The following is a 19,712-nucleotide window of genomic DNA, read 5'->3' as shown; positions in this document are numbered from 1 at the left end:
TTGATTCCAAGATGAAACTAAATAAAGCGCCCCGCTGCAAACAGCAGGATACTTCGCTCTTCAATCTGCTGGTTTCCAACCAGATTTCGCCCCAAGGGGCGAGGAATTAAACCCGAAGCGGTAATTAAACCCAATTCAACACGCCCTCGACCTCCTGGATCGTTGTGACATTCTTATTCTTAAGATTAACGATAAGAATGCTTGAGTTAAGCGGTTCATCTACAACAATTAGTGTTGTAAATAATTAAAGAAGAACGAGAGAGCAAAATACAAACACTGCTTTTTCTCTGGAGAGATAAAAACCCAATTCAACACGCCCATGCTCTCTAGGAACATTGTGACATTTACTTAAAGAAATAAAATGCTTGGGTTAAGCGGTTCATTTACAATATGGAATAGGGAATTGTAAATAATTAATATTTAATTCATAAGCTTATTTATTCAACGGTATCAACCTAATAAAGTACCCCGCCGCAAGCAGCGGGGTGTTAACTTCGATCTTCAATCTGCAATGAATTAAGCCCGAAGCGATTAAATAGCCAAATTACATATATTAATTTGTACTTGGTCTATATGCGCTTAAATAGTAGGTTCTATAAATGCTGGTTCTTGGAGCTTCAAATTTTACGGCGCTCAGCAAATAAAGCACAAAAAGAGATAATCCTAACTTACCATCTGTAATGAGCCAGTTCATAAGATAATGGGTTAATTCAAACATCGATAGCAGACCGATCAATGTAATACCAATTGCAGTAGCAGAAATAATAAATACTTGCTTTGTTGTCATGATAGTCTCCGTATTAAGGAAAAAATATTAAAAAATAATTACATCTAACGAAATAAATCTATTTTCATCCTTATTCAGGTCTTACTAACAATATGGATGAATCAACTTTCGTAACTAATTGCTCAGCAACTGATCCTACATAAAAACGTTCCAATCCGCGACGGTTCGAAGTTCCTACTACTAATAGATCAACTTTCCAATCATAAACAGCAGCAGCAATAGCTTCAGCAATACCATTCAAACCATACTCCGCTTCAGCGACAAGCAAACGGGTCTCGACAGTCAAAGTGTTAGTATCTGATTTGGCTCGCTCTAATATTTCGTTACCTTTTTCCTTGTCACTTTCATTTTCATCGCCGATACAATGAACGATACAAAGAGCTGCGTTGTAGGTATTTGCTATATTTATTGCTTCGGATAAAGCTCGCTTTGCTATTTCGCTGCCATCGACAGCAACCATCACTTTTTTATACATTCAAATAATCTCTTATTGAGTTGTTTCTGCTTATTTCTAAAAAGCTACTTTTCAATTACTGAGCACTAATTGATTTAAGACAAATTATGAGATGGTAATTTTTCTCTTAAATTACCGCTTTGTTCTTTTTTCAAATACACAAAATATTGTTTAATCACAGAAACTAATATTTTTTTATACATGATGAATTCTCCTATAATCAATTACCTGTTTAATCTTGAATGTGTTTAAAACGTTAAGCTTAAACCGACATCTTTTACTGCAAATTACTGTTATCTTTTTTCAGATTATCAAAATACCGTTTAATAACTGATCTACCTGGCATATTTTCATGTTTGGTATACACCAAGTAATGAATAACACCATGCACTGCCATTGCAATTAACAATCCTTCAAAAATTCCCACTTTGTAAACCAAACCAGCCGTCAAAAAAGCCAGCATTAATGCGTAAGGACCATAATGTGTAACATGTACAAGACCAGCAATCATCTTATAACCGGTAAACAACATAATCGCCGCTAATGCAAATTTGGGAAGGTAATCTAAATAATGTGTGTTAAAAGTGAAGAAGCAAACTACTGAGCCAATAATCAATACTGAAAATTTGGTCATAGCACCCGCTAATTTATTTGTCGTGCTTTTAGCCAAACCATCTAAATTAGTCATGCCACCAAAGAAACTAGAACCTAAATTAGCAATCCAGATTGCAAACAAACTGTTATTACTATTAGTTTTACGTTTCAATGGATCAATTTTCTCGATTGCCGCATTACTCATAACCTGTTCAATCACATCCACAATTGCCAGCATTGCGCAGAAAAATATCATGTAAGCCAGCATCAGTATTGTCGTATCTTCACTCGGAAGCGGTAATCTCAATTCAAGAGGAATGTCTTCTACAGAAATCATCGGTACAGAGACAAATTGCGCCAAGACCACACCGCCAATAATGATTGCGAAGTAAGGAATCGCCGGCTGCGTGTCTTTAAACTTAGAGAACAGGAGCAAAAATAAAGCGAGACCGCCTGCCGATATTGCAGCCATCTGGATACGCGCCTCATTCCAAAAATCTTCTGTCACTAATTCTGCAGGTATTTCATATGTAAACTCTGAGAACTTGAGTAGAATCTTTAAACCGACACCTGCCAACAGTCCTTCAACCAGGTATACCGGGACTGCAACTAGCAAATATCGCTGCCAATTGAATTTCCAAATAATGGCTTGCATAACAGCAGTCATACAAATACAAAATGCCATGTTCTGAACACCGAAAGCAGCTACCCCCATCGCCAGTACTGGCGCCAAGCCTGCAGCAATACCTGGAGAACCAATAAAATTACCTGGTTTGAACCAAGCATTTATCCATCCGATTAAGGAAGCAAAAGCTACCGTAGCCAACCCAACCTTGATCGGATAATTCGACATAATTGCGATACCAATCGTTAATGGAATAGCCATTGCTCCAGTTATAAGTCCTGCAGCAGTATCACGAAAAAAATATTGCGATTGGAAAGCAGCTGACCCTTCTTTTTTAACAATCTCTACGCTTTTTTGCTGTGAGACTATCGAGTCGTCATCTGATCTTGTTGCCATAAATTACCTCTCTCTCGTAAACTTTTAGTGATAAACTACAAAAAAACCTCAATATAAATCAGCTTCTTGTAGTCAACTAGCTATGTGAAGAACTTTCTGTATTCATAAGAGGCAACCATTTGAAAATCTGTTTATTTTTTATCAATACAATTACCTTACAGATCATCAAGCATTTCCTATTTTTGCCCACAAGATAGAAAACCTTCATTAAATAAGCTTGGACTAATCGTAGCTCGGAAGAATTACCTTGTATATTAGGCAAACCATTATTATTAAATAAGTAAAACTATTAACATTAGCAGGTAAATTAATTAGCATTACTAAGTAAAACCATTGTTCAAAATAAGCAAAACCATTATACGAATCTGGTGAATTACTTATCCATAATAAGTAAAACCCTTAGACGCTTATCAAATTCCTTAAAATAATTAATAGAAAACCCTCAAGTAAGTGAAGTGATAAAAAGATAAAAAAAACGAAACAAACTTCTCTTCTTAATTTGCATTTTTGCAGAGCATCATCTTAAAAATGTCAAATGAACTTGCTCTAAATATAAAAATTACATTTATCAACTCATACTGAGTTGATCTCCAAAATAAAAATAATCCTTAAAAAAAATAAGAAAAACCATTAGAAAAGGCTAAAAAGATCATAGGATATGACGTGATTTAATGAAGCTGGACACTCCAGTTAAGAGAAAATAGCGTACCTGGAGGAAGAAATGATAGCGAGGAAGCGATATACAAAAGAATTCAAATTAAATGCGATCTGCCTGGTATTAGATCAGGGTTACACGACGGCAGAAGTATCTCGAAATCTTGAGATCACAACCGATATGCTGAGGAGGTGGATCAGGAAATACCAGAGGGACGATGTGGATCGAGCGTTCGGGGAAATAAAAAGCTGACGCCTGAGCAGGAAAAAATCCGGCAATTGAAGGCGCAAATCAAGCAGCTTGAGCTGGAGAGGGAAATACAAAGGAAGCGACGGAGATTGAAGCGAAAGAAACGAAGTGAAGTATTCGTTCATCACCCAAAAGAAGAAGACCTACGGTTGGCTTGATATGCCAACTCATGGGTGTGAGTCGTAGTGTCTATTATGATTATATCCGATGCACTGATTTCACACGCCATTCGAGGCGTTTAGTCTGCTTTCCCAGAAAATATTACATGAGAACAACGTCATATTGCTCTTGGGTGTAGGATTCTTCAACTTGCAAACGGATGGGTTTAGCTATGAAATCACCTAATTGCGCCAAACTTTGGGATTCTTCATCAAGGAATAAATCAATCACCTGTTGCGACGCAAGAATCCGAAATTCATTCGCCTCAAACTGTCTCGATTCTCGTAAAAGCTCACGTAATATTTCGTAGCAAATCGTCTGTGCTGTGCGAATCTCTCCTCGCCCCTGACACGTCGGACAGGGTTCACACAAAATATGCGCAAGGCTTTCACGCGTACGCTTACGTGTCATTTCAACCAACCCAAGCGCACTAAATCCATTCACAGTAATTCGAGTGCGATCTTTAAGTAGCGCTTTATTAAGTTCAGTTAATACTGCAGCCCTGTGCTCTTCTGAATCCATATCAATGAAATCGATGATAATGATCCCACCGAGGTTGCGTAAACGAAGCTGGCGTGCAATAACCTGAGCTGCTTCAAGATTGGTCTTAAAAATAGTGTCGTCGAAATTGCGCACACCAATAAACCCACCCGTATTCACATCCATTGTGGTCAATGCTTCTGTCTGATCAATAATCAGATATCCACCGGACTTCAAGTTAACCCGCTTCGCCAAAGACCTCCCAATTTCTTCTTCAACACCGTACAAATCGAATAATGGACGATCTCCGGTATACAGAGTAAGTCGCTCAACAATATACGACATATAGCTTTGCGCAAATTTTATCAGCCGCTGATAATTCTCGCGTGAATCTACAAAAATGCGTGCCGTGTCTTCATTGACAAAATCTCTCAGCATGCGATGGCTCAAATCTAGATCTTGGTAAAGCAGCATGGGCGTTGCGATGGTTTGGGATTTATGTTGAATATCGTGCCAAAGTCGATGCAGATACTCAAGGTCTGCACGCAGATCATCCTCATCCGCTGTTTCAGCCATCGTCCGAATGATGTAGCCTCCTTCTTCCTCCGATGGCAATAGTTGCTGTAATTTGTCCCGCAATAATTCGCGTTCGCTATCATTTTCAATTCGCTGAGAAATACCAATATGTGATTCTTGGGGCAAATAAACCAGAAAACGCCCCGCCAAACTGATTTGAGTAGATAGTCGCGCTCCTTTGGTACCAATCGCATCTTTGATAACCTGTACCAATATACTATTACCTTCATACAACAATTTCTCAATCGGTTTACTGGCCTCACTGTCCTGTTCCGAGCTCCAAATGTCAGCCACATGCAGAAATGCAGCTCGATCAAGCCCAATATCCACGAAAGCCGATTGCATACCAGGTAAAACCCGACTGACGCGACCGTTATAAATATTCCCAACGATACCCCGGCCACTTGTTCGTTCGATATGAAGCTCTTGAGTAACACCCTGTTCAAGTATCGCAACTCGAGTTTCTTGAGGGGTGATATTGACAAGAATTTCGTTATTCATGGGGTTAATGCAAACTATTCTTTGAATTTTTTTAATACTTGATTACATTTTTACTCATATCACGCAGTAATCGAAAAACTATCCGCTGAATGTCGATAAGCGAATACTCACGGAAAAAGCTCTATTCCAGCTTCTTCCAGCAACTGCGCAGTTTCATACAGTGGCAACCCCACAATTCCACTGTAACTTCCTGATATCTCGACAATGAACGCGGCTGCCATCCCTTGGATGGCATATGCACCTGCTTTGTCCAGCATAGTATTCTGTCCGAGATACTTTCGAATTTCACGTTCACTGATCTCACGAAACCGTACGGTTGATGTCGACAAGCGTATTTGTACCTTATCTTTGATGCCTACACCGATTGCTGTCATCACCTGATGCGATCGTCCCGATAACGTTCTCAGCATTTCTTCTGCTTGTAGAATATCCTTTGGCTTTCCTAGAATACATCCATCCAATGCTACTATGGTATCGGCAACCAGCACAGGCAGAACTGGAAATTTACGTTGCAGAATTCGTTTCCAGCCTTCATTCGCTTTGAATTGAACGACTCGATAAATATAATCAGTCGGCGTTTCTCCCACGAAGGGTTGTTCATCGATATCGATCGGACGACCCAATGTTTCCCTCATCAGTAAAAGATTAAATCTCACGCCAATTTGTCTGAGCAATTCACGTCGTCGCGGACTTCTTGAAGCAAGATATATTTGGTTATCGGAAAGTATCATGAGACAAGGCTTAAAATTTTAATTGACTTGATTACTTGCGTCCCGGCATTATCTCATCAATGGAATGATAATAGCGTAGAACTATGAAAACTATTTACGCGCGATGGTAAGGATGGCCATTGAGAATAGAAACAGCACGATATAATTGCTCAGCGAGGAGTACTCGGACCAAACCATGTGGCAAAGTCATCTTCGATAATGCAATTCTGTCGCTAGCCATCCGTTTAATCTCAGCGTGTAATCCATCTGCACCGCCAATGATGAATACCAGGTCGTTACCTTCTATCGTCCACCGCTTGATTTCATCCGCAAACTTGATGGTAGGATATTGCTCGCCATGCTCATCAAGTACTATGATGCGGCAATGCAATGGCAGTACCGCGCGTATTCGTTGACTTTCAGCACTTAATAACTGCTCAGTTTGCTTACCGGAAATTCTTTTTTCAGGTTTTATTTCTAACAAATGAACCGATATTTCGCGAGGCAAGCGTTTAATATATTCAAGATAACCCACCTTGATCCAATCCGGCATTTTGTTACCGACTGCGAGTATAAAGAATTTCATAGGACAAAAACATCTTCCAGCGTATCAAATCGCTGCACCGAATCAGTATTCACCTAGACCACAGCGCTTTCAAATTATAGTATTCACGAGCGGCGGGCAGCATGATATGCACAATGGCATCGCCAAGATCGACCAATAACCATTCTCCCGATCTCTCGCCTTCCACGCTGAAAATATGTCCTCCTGCTGCTTTTACTTTTTCCTGGACATTATTGGCTAGTGATTTGGTTTGCCGGGTAGAATCTGCGCTTGCAATGATAATATATTCAAATAATGATGTTATTTTAGAAACCTCAATGACATCAATATCATAAGCTTTAATATCTTCAAGTGCATCAACAACTGTTCTCACAAGCTCTTCTGAATTCATTTTTTCTCAATATATAAGCCATTTTCTTTAATAAAATTAGACACATTATCTGGCAATAAGTAGCGAATGCTCTTTCCATCCCGAATCAATGATCGGATATACGAAGCTGATATCTCAAGCAGCGAAGTATGTGCGCAATAGACAAAACCATTCGCTTGAAGTGTCAAATCCCGTGGATTCTTGACATTGCGCGATATCAGTTCTTTTTTGATGTCATCATGTAAGTAATGATCATCATCAATAAAAGAATACCCTGGACGCGGAACGATAATAATATGGCATAAATCGAATAATGACTGCCAGTTATACCATTGATTGATCTTGATAAAGGCGTCTATTCCCAATAAAAAACAAAGCGCGGAGCTATCTCCAATTTCATTACGGTATTCACGCAAAGATTCAACCGTGGTACTGATTCCGTTACGATGAATTTCACGCTCATCCAATAAAAATTTTCCGTTACCGTAAATAGCCAAGCTGACCATATACGACCTGTGATTTCTTGAGGCAACCGGAGCAGCACGCAATCGAGGAGTCCCAGACGGAACAAAGATGACGCGAGACAAGTCAATCAATTCCGCTAATTCTTCTGCAATACGTAAATGGCCGTAATGAATGGGATCAAATGTACCGCCATAAATACCGATCAATGAATATATTTTAATGGTGCCAAGCCTTCTGTGCGATATTTCAATCCATGCCCTGAATCACAACAATGCCAAGCGCATATCGGTCAATACTTCGGACAGGTGCGTCGTAAATTGCGCTGCTGCTGCGCCGTCGATTACTCGATGATCATAGGAAAGCGATAAAGGAAGCATCAAACGAGGGACAAACTGATCGCCATGATATACGGGCTTAATGCTTGCTTTAGAAACTCCTAGAATAGCTACTTCAGGCGCATTAATGATCGGTGTGAATGCTGTGCCACCGATTCCACCCAAGCTGGAAATGGTAAAACTGGCGCCCTGCATATCGACCGGTTTCAGCTTTCCTTCGCGTGCCAGTGCTGAAAGCTGAACCAATTCTTCTGCAATGGTGATGATTCCCTTTTGATCAAGATCCTTGATGACCGGCACAACCAGTCCATTCACCGTATTCACCGCGAATCCGATGTGATGATAGTGTTTAATGATCAAATTAATTTCACCATCCACAGCATTATCCATTGACGCATTAAACTCCGGAAACTTCTTCAGCGACGCAACCAATGCTTTCATTAAAAAGGCCAACAGTGTTAGTTTCACTTTCTTTTCCTTTTCATTGAATTCTTTTCGCAACGCTTCCAGATCGGTGATATCCGCTTCATCAAACTGGGTGACATGGGGAATCATGACCCAATTTCGATGCAAATTCGCCCCGGAAATTTGCTTGATGCGGCTTAATGGCTTTAGCTCGATGGGGCCGAATTTAGCAAAATTAACTTGCGGCCACGGTAGTACATCAAACGCTGATCCGTTGCCATTGCCGCGGCTTTTTGACAATTCATTTTTGACATACGCTTGGATATCTTCCTTCAAAATACGGTGTTTCGGACCGCTGCCGGTGATGGCATTGAGATTGACGCCAAGCTCCCGCGCAAAACGCCGAATCGAAGGGCTTGCATGAGCCAGCGAGGTCGTCTGAGTTGCTGGCGTTGTCTCCTTCGGTTTGCCAAATTCCGAGTTCACAGCCGGTTGCCGCACAGAAGTTTCCGATTGTTTCACTGGAATTTCTGAAATGCTGTCGCTAGGAGTAGGCCGGTCTTTCTCAATCGAACGTTGTTCAGGAACCTCGATCGTAGCCACCACCGAACCTTCGGCAACTTTATCACCCACTTGAACAAACAATTCTTTGATGGAGCCTGAAAACGGAGACGGAATTTCGATGGTGGCCTTGTCGGATTCCAGCGTAATCAACGAATCCTCGGCGCTAACCACATCACCAGTTTTCACCAGCACTTCAATGACGGGAACGTCCTTAAAATCACCAATATCAGGAATGAGTACTTTTTTTAGTTCTGCCACACCTATTCCTCAAAAAGATCTCAGCTTATTGCCGGATTGGGTTTTTCTACATCAATGCCGTATTTTTCAATTGCCTGTACAACCTGTTGAGTCGAAATAATACCTTCTTCCGCCAAAATCTTGAGTGCCGCAATGGTGATATAAAACCGATCAACTTCAAAGAAATGGCGCAATCTCTCGCGCGTATCTGAACGGCCAAATCCATCGGTTCCCAGCACTCGATATTTCCCCGGAATAAATTCCCGAATCTGATCGGCATAGAGTTTCATATAATCTGTGGCTGCAACTACAGGCCCTTGCCGGTCCTTGAAACAATTCTCCACATGCGAGGTTTTTACCGGTTGATCAGGATGAAGCAGATTCCAACGTGTCACAGCAAGGGCTTCACGCCTCAATTCATTAAAACTGGTGACACTCCAGATATCGGCAGTCACATCAAAGTCTTTTTTCAAGAGCTCAGCCGCAGCGATCACTTCGCGCAAGATAGTACCCGCACCCAGCAATTGAACCCGCGCTTCACTTCCCTTCTCACCTGCCTTGAATAAATACATCCCCTTCAATATATCCTTCTCAACACCGGCAGGCATTTCAGGATGGGAGTAATTTTCATTCATTACCGTAATATAGTAATAAATATCTTCTTGCTCCTGATACATGCGGCGCAATCCATCCTGGATGATGACTGCCAGTTCGTATGCGAAAGCTGGGTCATACGACACGCAATTGGGAATCGTTGATGCAACGATATGGCTATGCCCATCTTCATGTTGCAAGCCTTCACCATTTAATGTCGTTCGTCCAGCCGTGCCTCCCAATAAGAAGCCTCGGCAGCGCATATCTCCCGCAGCCCAGGCTAAATCGCCGACGCGTTGAAAACCGAACATGGAATAAAAAATAAAAAACGGGATCATTTGAATACCATGCGTACTGTATGCTGTCGCCGCAGCGATCCATGATGACATTGCCCCCGCTTCATTGATGCCTTCCTGTAAAATTTGCCCGTGCTTATCTTCCTTGTAATACATCAGTTGGTCGGCATCCTGGGGGGTATACAATTGACCAACCGATGACCAGATGCCCAATTGCCGGAACATCCCTTCCATTCCGAACGTACGCGATTCGTCGGCAACGATCGGAACGACATGCTTACCGATCTGTTTATCCTTTATCAAAATATTCAGAATACGCACAAATGCCATGGTCGTTGACGATTCCCGTCCTTCCCCGCTTGCTTTCAGCACCGATTCGAAAGCCCCCAGCGGAGGCGTTTTCAGTGCCTGGGCACTGGTTTTGCGGCGATGAAATGCACCACCCAATGGTTTGCGCCGTTCTTGCATATAGATGAACTCTGGAGAATTCTCATCAAATGTCAAATACGGTATTTCATCAATTTTGTCATCGGGAATATCCAAACCAAAGCGATTGCGGAATGCTTTTAAAGAGGTCGTCCCCATCTTTTTTTGTTGATGGGTGATATTTTGTGCTTCACCGGCTTCGCCCATGCCATAGCCTTTAATAGTCTTGGCCAGAATTACCGTAGGCTGGCCGGTATGTTTCACCGCAGCAGCATAGGCGGCATATACTTTGTAAGGATCATGGCCGCCACGGTTCAATCGCCAGATATCGTCATCCGACATATTGGCAACCATTTCCAATAACTCCGGATACTTGCCGAAGAAATGCTCACGCACATACGCGCCATCCCTGGCCTTAAAGTTCTGATATTCGCCATCCACGCATTCCATCATGCGCTTCTGTAATAATCCTTTGGTATCCTTGGCTAATAAAGGATCCCAATATGATCCCCAGATCACCTTGATCACATTCCAGCCCGCACCACGAAATGCACCCTCGAGTTCCTGGATGATTTTTCCATTTCCTCGCACTGGGCCATCCAGACGCTGAAGATTGCAATTGACCACAAAAATCAAATTGTCGAGATTCTCCCGTGAAGCCAAAGAAATTGCACCCAGCGATTCGGGCTCATCCATTTCTCCATCGCCCATGAATGCCCAGATTTTACGGCCGTTGGTATTGACCAAGCCACGACTGCCCAAATATTTCATGAACCGCGCTTGATAAATGGCCATCAGCGGCCCAAGACCCATTGACACTGTCGGAAATTGCCAGAACGTAGGCATCAACCAAGGATGGGGATACGATGACAAGCCATTTCCGCCGGCTTCTTGACGGAAATTATCCAGTTGTTCCTGACTTAACTCTTTCGATAAAAAGGCATAGGCATACACACCCGGTGACGAATGGCCCTGCACATACACCAAATCTCCACCATGAGTGTCGCTCGGTGCATGCCAGAAATGGTTGTAGCCCATGTCATATAACGTCGCGGCTGACGCAAAGCTGGCGATATGCCCGCCTACGTTGGTATTGCGGTTGGCGCGCAATACCATCGCCATCGCATTCCAACGCACATAGGAACGAATGCGGTGTTCGATGGCATTATTTCCAGGCGAACGTTCTTCCTTACCGGTGGGAATGGTGTTGATATAGGCTGTGGTAGCACTGTAGGGAAGATAAGCCCCGGATCGTCGCGCTTTTTCGATCAATTTCTCCAATAAAAAATGAGCGCGTTCTCCGCCGGCACTCATAATTACTGAATCTAACGCATCCAGCCATTCCTGCGTTTCTTGGGGATCGATATCAGGTTGTAATTCCATTTTAAGCGCATCCGTTAGAAATTAAACTTGCTTGTACTTGTAATTGATACCTGCATGAGCACGTTCCGCAGCCAGAATAGTGTTACAAAGCAGCATGGTAATCGTCATGGGCCCTACACCGCCGGGAACAGGAGTGAGATAGTCCGCCACTGATTTAACCGATTCATAATCGACATCACCGCACAATGTTCCGTCAGGCAATCGGTTGATACCGACATCAATCACCACTGCTCCCGCTTTTACCATATCTCCGGTAATCAAACGCGGCTTACCTGTCGCCACCACCAAAATATCTGCTTGCTTGGTAAATTGAGATAAATCGCGCGTCTTGGAAGTACAGACAGTGACTGTGGCGCCTCGTTCCAATAACATCAGCGCCATCGGCTTGCCGACAATATTGCTGCGGCCCACTACGACGGCGTGCTGTCCTTCAATCGAGATATGATGTCTTTCCAACATCACTATGACACCATATGGCGTACATGGTAAAAATTGAGCGTTGCCAGTGACGAGTGCACCGATGTTATAGAGATGGAAACCATCCACATCTTTTTCTACAGCAATGGCAGTAATGACGCGATTATTTTCGAACTGGGGAGGCAAAGGCAATTGAACCAGAATGCCATGGATATGTGGATTCTGGTTCAGTGCATGAATGCAATCCAGCACGTCCTGTTGTTGCGTATCCTGTGAAAAACTATGCACTTCAGAAAAAATACCGATCTCGCTACACGCTTTGACCTTATTTCGGACATAAATGCTTGAAGCCGGGTTATCGCCCACAATAATGACGGCCAAACCTGGCGTGACGCCTCCTGATTGAATCAATTTTTCCGCGCGTAATTTCCATTCAGCACGAACTGATGCGGCTATTTGTCTGCCATCGATGATTTGAGCGCTCATTTTTCCGCTAGCAACCGATTTTGATGAATTATCCCGAACTTCCGTTCCGACCGCATTGAATCGATGCAATCGCCTCATTCAGGCTGATTACCCGCTTTACTTTTTTTGATCCTCGAACGATACATGAAAATACCAATCAAAAATACCGGTATCACATACAGCGCCGCCGCGATCAATCCCGCCGCAAGCGTAGCAATCACGCTGTTACCCGGCATGAATAACGTAATGAACCATATGACCACAAAAGCCACCAGCAACCCGCCGTAGAGCATGATCTTTCTGCCTCGATCATACAACCGCCAGAACGCCCCCGAGACCTGCATATCATCCACATAATGGTCGAATACTTCTGCCAAGCTGTTATCGCCCGGTACCGATTGATACCCGACAATGACGGCCAGCGCATCGTGGTTATCCTCGAGCTTGGACATTTTACGCAGGAACTCAACACGCTTTGCCGCACTTTTTGGACGCAGCCCTTCCTGCTCGAACATGGTTTTCATTGCAGTGAATGCCAATTCCCGTGCTTCCCGACCATTTCCCAAAGTTTCAGCAAATTTCCACATAACCCCCAGCAAATAAAGCTGAACAGTCATATCCCTGAATTCAGGGGCAAAATCATACTGTTTACTTTTAATCAGCCCAAGCTGCGTGGCTTTGATTTCCTTGGCATGCTCGATACACGCGTCCATGGTTGACATGTCGGCAGAAGCTAATGACGAACTAGAAGCATCTGCCAGTGATGTATTTGAATCTGTTTGAGTGTCTTTCATTTTCAAACCCTATGCATATTGTTCCAATCAGAATAATGATGCGCATTATATACCGGCTAGAAGAATCAGAATAAAGAACGTGCTGACTTCCACTATCCGCAATGCACGCCAGCACAGGTTTGTACAGAATGCACTCATGCTGCGCCAGAATGTGAAATTAATTTGGATTACTTTTAAGATCGAGGCGCTGCCATATCATTGAAGTCAGATTCGCTGAATTTAACGTATAAAAATGTAATCCTGGCGCACCGGCTTGCAGCAAACGCTCACAAAGCTGGGTCACTACATCTAATCCGAATGCTTGAATCGATGCCGCATCATCGCTATATCCTTCAAGCTTCCTGCGAATCCAGCGTGGAATTTCTGCCCCACAGGTATCCGAAAATCTCACCAGTTGTGAGAATTTATTGATCGGCATGATTCCAGGCACAATTGGGATATTCAGACCCGCCGATTCGCAGGATTCGACAAAATTAAAATAGGCATCGGCATTATAAAAATACTGGGTGATTGCAGAACTGGCGCCCATGTCGATTTTATGCTTGAAATTCTCAAAATCCGTTTGTGCGGACCGTGCTTGGGGATGATATTCAGGGTATGCAGCCACTTCGATATGAAAAGCATTTCCATATTCTTGCCGAATAAAGGCAACCAGCTCGCTGGCGTAGCGAAACTCACCCGCCTGGGCCATGCCCGAGGGTAAATCACCCCGCAATGCAACAATGTGTCGAATACCTGCCTGGTAATATTTTTCCAGAATCTCAAGAATATTTTGTTGGGTTGAGCCTATACAAGACAAGTGCGGCGCTACGATGTGCCCTTCTGCTTGAATTTCCAAAACAGTCTCCAGCGTGCGCTCACGCGTTGACCCACCAGCACCAAACGTCACCGAAAAAAATTTGGGATTAAACTGCGCCAACTGTTGACGGGTTAGTTTTAATTTTTCTATGCCTTGAGGAGTCTGGGGGGGGAAAAGTTCAAAGCTGAATGCAGGAGAAAATTTCTTTTGTGATTCCATTGTTATCCATCATTCCAGAATGATCAGTCATCATGAAGATTTCAGAAATCCTCATAGCGTTACAGAGGACAACAGGAGAACTATCAAGATGAAACCCAACAGTTCTCCATAACCTAGGAAAACGCTGATTAATGGACTTGACGAGCAAATCGCTACGTTGCGGCACCCACTCCTTCACTTATTATGTGAAGTCTTGATTGCTGCATTTACTATCGCCTATCGCCTCATCTCGTTCGCCGAATTAACCAGCTTATCCCAAGATTAATATCGATACAGCTCCGGTTTGAAGGGCCCATTCTTATTGAGTCCCAGGTAAGTCGCTTGCTCATCGGTCAATTCGGTCAGTTTCACACCCAGTTTCCCCACATGCAGCCGGGCCACCTTCTCATCCAAATGCTTAGGCAATACATAAACGTTTTTCTGATAGTTTGCGCCATTCTGCCATAACTCCATCTGCGCTAGCACTTGATTGGTAAACGAACTTGACATGACAAACGAGGGATGGCCAGTAGCGCATCCGAGATTTACCAGTCTACCTTGTGCAAGTACGATGATTCGACGTCCTGTAGGAAAAATGACATGATCGACCTGCGGCTTAATGTTTTCCCAAGAGTACTTCTGGACTGATGCGATATCGATTTCCGAATCAAAATGACCAATATTGCACACAATGGCTTGATCCTTCATGTTCAACATGTGGTCATGCGTAATTACGCGCACGTTGCCAGTGGCAGTGACAAAAATATCCGCAAGCTGGCACGCATCATCCATCGTTACCACCCGATAGCCTTCCATCGCAGCCTGCAACGCACAAATGGGATCAATTTCAGTAATCCACACCGTTGCGCCCAATCCCCGCAACGATTGCGCACAACCTTTACCGACATCACCATAACCGCAGACAACGGCGATTTTACCGGCAATCATTACATCAGTCGCACGCTTGATGCCATCCACCAATGATTCACGACAACCATACAGATTATCGAACTTCGATTTGGTAACAGAATCGTTGACGTTGAATGCGGGGAATGGAAGCTCGCCATTTTTATGCATTTCATATAAACGATGAACCCCGGTGGTCGTCTCTTCCGTGACGCCTTGTATTCTGGCGAGGTTTTTCGAGTACCAATCCGGATGAATAGCTAATTTCGCAGCAATCGAAGCAAATAACGCGGTCTCTTCTTCGTTATTCGGACGGGCGATCACCGATGGATCCTTCTCGGCTTTGGCACCTAGAATGAGTAATAGAGTCGCATCACCGCCATCATCCAAAATCATATTGGCACCGCTCGACTGGCCTGCAACCGTCCACTCAAAGATGCGGTGAGCGTAATCCCAGTAATCCGTCAAGGTTTCACCTTTGTACGCAAACACTGGAATATTATTGGCTGCAATGGCTGCCGCCGCATGATCCTGCGTGGAAAAAATATTGCAGGAGGCCCAGCGCACTTCAGCACCCAACGCCACTAATGTCTCAATGAGCACGGCTGTCTGGATGGTCATGTGCAGAGAACCTGCGATACGAGCTCCTGCTAGCGGTTTCTGATGCGCATACTCTTTACGTAATGCCATCAAACCCGGCATTTCCGTTTCAGCGATTGCAATTTCCTTGCGACCCCATTCTGCCAATGAAATATCGGCAACCTTATAATCAACGAAAGACTCGCCAGTCGGTGTGAGCACAGCGTTCATAGTTTTCTCCTCAGTATGAACGAGCGCCGTTGGAACAATAGCCGCCAGTGTTGAGCCTCACGACAAATGCCGTTGCAGCGCTCCTCAACACCTCGGAAAGGGTGGTTAACGTATTTGGATCGATTGATCGATTAAATCCCAGTAGATCAGATACCCGCATCAGCCCGTAATTGTGCTGCCTTATCGGTCGCTTCCCAGGTAAATTCGGGGAGCTCGCGTCCGAAATGTCCATACGCCGCAGTTTTGGCATAAATTGGACGCAACAAATCAAGCGCATGAATAATACCGCGCGGACGCAGATCAAAGTGCTTTTCAATTAATTGCACAATTTTTTCGTCGGCAATTTTACCGGTACCAAAGGTATTGACCATCAGTGAAACAGGTCGTGCAACACCGATGGCGTACGCCACCTGCACTTCGCATTTCTGAGCAATTCCGGCAGCAACGATATTCTTTGCTACATAACGACCGGCATAGGTGGCGGAACGATCAACCTTAGAAGGATCTTTGCCGGAAAAAGCGCCGCCACCATGATGCGCAGACCCGCCATAGCTATCCACAATAATTTTGCGTCCCGTCAGACCGCAATCTCCCATCGGTCCTCCTACTACAAAGCGGCCGGTTGGATTGACCAGGTAATTAATGCTTTTGCTAATTAATTCAGCAGGCAGCACGGGTTTGATGATCTCTTCGATGACTGCTTCAGTCAACGCTTGATGTGTAATATCCGGGTCATGCTGAGTGGAGATAACTACAGTTTCGATCTGTCTGGGCTTGCCATCCTGATATCGTACTGAAACTTGAGATTTGGCATCAGGGCGAAGCCAGGCTAATCGTCCTTTTTTTCTTAATTCGGCTTGACGCTCGACCAAGCGATGCGCATAAAAAATAGGCATAGGCATCAATTGCGGCGTCTCATCGCAGGCGTAACCGAACATTAAACCCTGATCACCTGCTCCCTGCTCCATTTCTTCTTCTTTAGAGCGATTAACGCCTTGGGCGATATCAGGTGATTGTTTATTGAATGCTGTAAGTACCGCGCAAGTCGTCGAATCAAAGCCGATATTTGAACTGGTATAGCCAATATTCTTAACAGTCTCGCGTGCAATGATATTATAATCGACTGATGCATGCGTGGTTATCTCTCCTGATAGTACAATCAAACCAGTACTGCATAACGTTTCACAAGCTACCCGCGCATTGGCGTCTTGACGCAGAATTGCATCTAAAACAGCATCTGAAATCTGATCAGCAACTTTATCAGGATGCCCCTCGGAAACCGATTCCGACGTAAAAAGATATTCACTCATAAGAAAATATAAGAAGTAAGTAATTAAATTTATGGCAAAACCGGCAATTATACCGGATTCATAAAAACTATCCCGATTTTTTCCGTTCGATTAATAAAAATACGACAAAACTTACGCATTTCTCCTAAATACAAACTTTTTCCTCGAGAAAGGTATTGTTCAAAAAAATTTTATGAGAATATGTTATAAAAAAAAGGAAGTTTCTGTCGAAATATAAATACTAACAATATCCAGATAGATTTGAAAAAATTCTGGTCCTCTTGGTTAAATCAAATGTCAATTCATGGATGTTACAATTGATAAGCATCGATTTTATTCATAACGTAATTTTCGTTTCAAAATACCGACCTCATTGCTATGTCTTAGCATCAGGAATTTTGTTACCAATACTGTTGGGCATATCTAGTTTCGCTGCTGCACAAAGCAAACCAGTGCAACCCATGCTCCAACCCTACTTTAATTATGCGCTCACAGCCGACGATAATATTTTGCGATTGCGCACATTATTTCTTAATAGGCCAGAGGAAGCCTTTCCGGATAATCCCCAGCTCGTCGCTCTGATACGCCAAGGTAAAATTGCCGATCTGACAAATCGTATAACCGGTGGCATCCAATTTGATAAGACCATCAGCCGGCAACGATTCACCGCCGACTTCAATTATACGTATACTAAATTCGAGCGATTCAGCTTCATGAATACCAATTTGATCAGCACCAATGGAAATTGGAATTGGGTCTTGGGAAATTACCTTGAAGGTAATATGGGTGCCAGTTATGTGCAATCATTATTACCTTTAATATTCATTCCGGGAACTCAAGTAATACGCACTGAGCAAACTCAATTTTTCAATGGCGCATGGCGTTTTCATCCGAGTTGGAGTCTGCACGGTGAATATACTCACTATAGCCTGGACACAAAGTCAAATAATGCGCTGACGGGATTTAACAGATTTCGCTTCCTGGAACGCACAGAAAATCGCTTTGAAGGCGGCATCGATTATATCACTGCTAATAAAAATACCGTGGGAGTATTCTTTCGCGCAATTTTAGGTGATTTTTCACTTCCTCTTTCAGAGATTAATCCTGCCAATCCTAACATTTCTGGCAGCAATGACTTTACTCAGATAGAAGCCATGGGCAAAATCAATTGGCACCTAACAGAAAAATCTCGTGTTCTGTTAACAGGAGGATGGGTAGATCGCAGTAATGCCAGCTTCAAACAGCGGGATTTCAGTGGGTTTAATGCACGCGGTACTTATTATTGGCAACCTACCGAAAAACTGGGACTCGCCGTAAGTGGTTGGCGACTCACTAATTCAATGAATAATCTGACTGCCAACTTCGGTATCAATACGGGTGTAAATTTAGTCCCTTATTGGAATATTACTGAAAAGGTAAGATTCGAAGGAGAATTTTCATATGAAACCCGTAATTTTAATCGATTTTCTGTAGTAACCGACAGCGTAATACCTGTGGGAAGACATAATACTTTCCGCAATGCAGCACTGCGCTTAATCTATTCTCCGTACTTGGGTCTTCAGCTCAATGCTTCTATTTATCATACCGATCTTGATACCGATGCCGAACGAGGCGGACAGCGTACAGGAGGATATAACGCAAATGGCGCCAGCATTGGACTGCAATATGTGTATGGAAAGCGATAACGTCGCATGACTCACTACTCGTGCACTCTTCCGATAGATAATTTAACAAAACAATACCCCTAGCCAAATTACCCACTAGAAGGTATGATTCGAGCCTTGAAGCTGGAGGTGTGGCCGAGCGGTTTAAGGCAGCAGTCTTGAAAACTGCCGTAGGGGTGACTCTACCGTGAGTTCGAATCTCACCGCCTCCGCCACAGATCCAGTATTCACGGAATTCTCGGCTGTATTACTTATAATTTCCCATCATTAGTCCCATCAAAAAATCTGATTTAGTTTCTAGTTTTCTGAGTAGCAGCAGATCGACCTATACTTGTTTATCAACGTATCTCCTTAAATACGGTGCACGTGATCTGTAATTCCTCTAGTACGGCTAACGATTCTGGAATGTAAATTAAGCTACTAATTATGTTGAGCTTCCATGACAATTGCTATTTTATGCTGTAAATGGCATAGAGTAATTTCGAATACAAAAAAAGTTTCTTTCACAGCAGTAGTCAGTGTTTATTGATTCCAAAAATAAAGC

Annotated in this window: 16 protein-coding genes, 1 tRNA gene, 1 pseudogene and 1 riboswitch; of the genes and pseudogenes, 3 read left to right on the top strand and 15 right to left on the bottom strand. The window is 43.3% G+C overall.

What is annotated here, in order from left to right; translation table 11 throughout:
• Window positions 1–553 precede the first annotated feature (553 nt).
• The 3 genes from ABF87_RS02980 to ABF87_RS02970 form a co-directional block, all read right to left on the bottom strand.
• Entirely contained in the window at window positions 554–787 is a 234-nt protein-coding gene (locus tag ABF87_RS02980) for a C4-dicarboxylate ABC transporter (RefSeq protein ID WP_160827651.1), read from the bottom strand.
• A 70-nt stretch (window positions 788–857) separates the two neighbouring features.
• Window positions 858–1,262 carry a universal stress protein gene (locus tag ABF87_RS02975; RefSeq protein ID WP_160827650.1) on the bottom strand — a complete coding sequence of 135 codons (405 nt, stop codon included), beginning with the start codon at window positions 1,260–1,262 and terminating at the stop codon, window positions 858–860.
• Window positions 1,263–1,518: 256 nt separating this feature from the next.
• A complete protein-coding gene (locus ABF87_RS02970; RefSeq protein ID WP_160827649.1) occupies window positions 1,519–2,856 on the bottom strand; it encodes a SulP family inorganic anion transporter in 1,338 nt (445 codons plus the stop codon).
• Between the two features lie 721 nt (window positions 2,857–3,577).
• Here ABF87_RS02970 and ABF87_RS14905 point away from each other — a divergent pair.
• Window positions 3,578–3,977 (top strand): annotated as a pseudogene (locus ABF87_RS14905) (transposase); the annotation flags it as partial.
• Window positions 3,978–4,021: 44 nt separating this feature from the next.
• Here the strand turns inward: ABF87_RS14905 and rng are convergent.
• The 12 genes from rng to metK form a co-directional block, all read right to left on the bottom strand.
• Window positions 4,022–5,476 carry a ribonuclease G gene (gene rng, locus ABF87_RS02960; RefSeq protein ID WP_160827647.1) on the bottom strand — a complete coding sequence of 485 codons (1,455 nt, stop codon included), beginning with the start codon at window positions 5,474–5,476 and terminating at the stop codon, window positions 4,022–4,024.
• Between the two features lie 107 nt (window positions 5,477–5,583).
• Entirely contained in the window at window positions 5,584–6,204 is a 621-nt protein-coding gene (locus ABF87_RS02955) for a Maf family nucleotide pyrophosphatase (RefSeq protein WP_160827728.1), read from the bottom strand.
• Window positions 6,205–6,301: 97 nt separating this feature from the next.
• Entirely contained in the window at window positions 6,302–6,772 is a 471-nt protein-coding gene (gene rlmH / locus ABF87_RS02950) for a 23S rRNA (pseudouridine(1915)-N(3))-methyltransferase RlmH (RefSeq protein ID WP_160827646.1), read from the bottom strand.
• A 49-nt stretch (window positions 6,773–6,821) separates the two neighbouring features.
• Window positions 6,822–7,142, bottom strand: a complete 321-nt coding sequence (gene rsfS / locus ABF87_RS02945; protein WP_160827645.1) for a ribosome silencing factor — start codon at window positions 7,140–7,142, stop codon at window positions 6,822–6,824.
• Window positions 7,139–7,792, bottom strand: coding sequence for a nicotinate-nucleotide adenylyltransferase (gene nadD, locus ABF87_RS02940; RefSeq protein WP_164503129.1), 654 nt, complete (start codon window positions 7,790–7,792; stop codon window positions 7,139–7,141). The genes rsfS and nadD overlap by 4 nt, the downstream gene beginning before the upstream one ends.
• Window positions 7,793–7,849: 57 nt before the next feature.
• On the bottom strand, window positions 7,850–9,148 hold the full coding sequence (aceF, locus tag ABF87_RS02935) for a dihydrolipoyllysine-residue acetyltransferase (RefSeq protein WP_160827644.1): 1,299 nt from the start codon (window positions 9,146–9,148) through the stop codon (window positions 7,850–7,852).
• A gap of 20 nt (window positions 9,149–9,168) precedes the next feature.
• On the bottom strand, window positions 9,169–11,826 hold the full coding sequence (gene aceE, locus ABF87_RS02930) for a pyruvate dehydrogenase (acetyl-transferring), homodimeric type (protein ID WP_160827643.1): 2,658 nt from the start codon (window positions 11,824–11,826) through the stop codon (window positions 9,169–9,171).
• 21 nt (window positions 11,827–11,847) lie between these two features.
• Window positions 11,848–12,729 carry a bifunctional methylenetetrahydrofolate dehydrogenase/methenyltetrahydrofolate cyclohydrolase FolD gene (gene folD / locus ABF87_RS02925; protein ID WP_160827726.1) on the bottom strand — a complete coding sequence of 294 codons (882 nt, stop codon included), beginning with the start codon at window positions 12,727–12,729 and terminating at the stop codon, window positions 11,848–11,850.
• A 74-nt stretch (window positions 12,730–12,803) separates the two neighbouring features.
• On the bottom strand, window positions 12,804–13,502 hold the full coding sequence (locus ABF87_RS02920) for a hypothetical protein (RefSeq protein WP_160827642.1): 699 nt from the start codon (window positions 13,500–13,502) through the stop codon (window positions 12,804–12,806).
• Between the two features lie 157 nt (window positions 13,503–13,659).
• Window positions 13,660–14,520, bottom strand: a complete 861-nt coding sequence (gene metF / locus ABF87_RS02915; RefSeq protein WP_160827641.1) for a methylenetetrahydrofolate reductase [NAD(P)H] — start codon at window positions 14,518–14,520, stop codon at window positions 13,660–13,662.
• 261 nt (window positions 14,521–14,781) lie between these two features.
• The gene (gene ahcY, locus ABF87_RS02910; RefSeq protein ID WP_160827640.1) at window positions 14,782–16,215 is read right to left on the bottom strand and encodes an adenosylhomocysteinase; all 1,434 of its coding nucleotides are present in this window, start codon (window positions 16,213–16,215) and stop codon (window positions 14,782–14,784) included.
• 14 nt (window positions 16,216–16,229) lie between these two features.
• Window positions 16,230–16,307: riboswitch (S-adenosyl-L-homocysteine riboswitch) on the bottom strand.
• 54 nt (window positions 16,308–16,361) lie between these two features.
• Window positions 16,362–17,525, bottom strand: a complete 1,164-nt coding sequence (metK, locus tag ABF87_RS02905; RefSeq protein ID WP_160827639.1) for a methionine adenosyltransferase — start codon at window positions 17,523–17,525, stop codon at window positions 16,362–16,364.
• A 704-nt stretch (window positions 17,526–18,229) separates the two neighbouring features.
• On the opposite strand from metK, the gene ABF87_RS02900 reads away from it, so the two are divergent.
• Both ABF87_RS02900 and ABF87_RS02895 read left to right on the top strand, forming a co-directional pair.
• Window positions 18,230–19,189, top strand: a complete 960-nt coding sequence (locus ABF87_RS02900; RefSeq protein WP_160827638.1) for a hypothetical protein — start codon at window positions 18,230–18,232, stop codon at window positions 19,187–19,189.
• A gap of 104 nt (window positions 19,190–19,293) precedes the next feature.
• A tRNA-Ser gene (locus tag ABF87_RS02895) sits at window positions 19,294–19,383 on the top strand.
• Window positions 19,384–19,712 lie beyond the last annotated feature (329 nt).

The organism is Nitrosomonas sp. JL21 (genome assembly GCF_009833095.1).
Lineage (GTDB): Bacteria > Pseudomonadota > Gammaproteobacteria > Burkholderiales > Nitrosomonadaceae > Nitrosomonas.
Note: the sequence above shows the minus strand (reverse complement) of the source record. Positions and strands in the feature narration are given on the sequence as shown.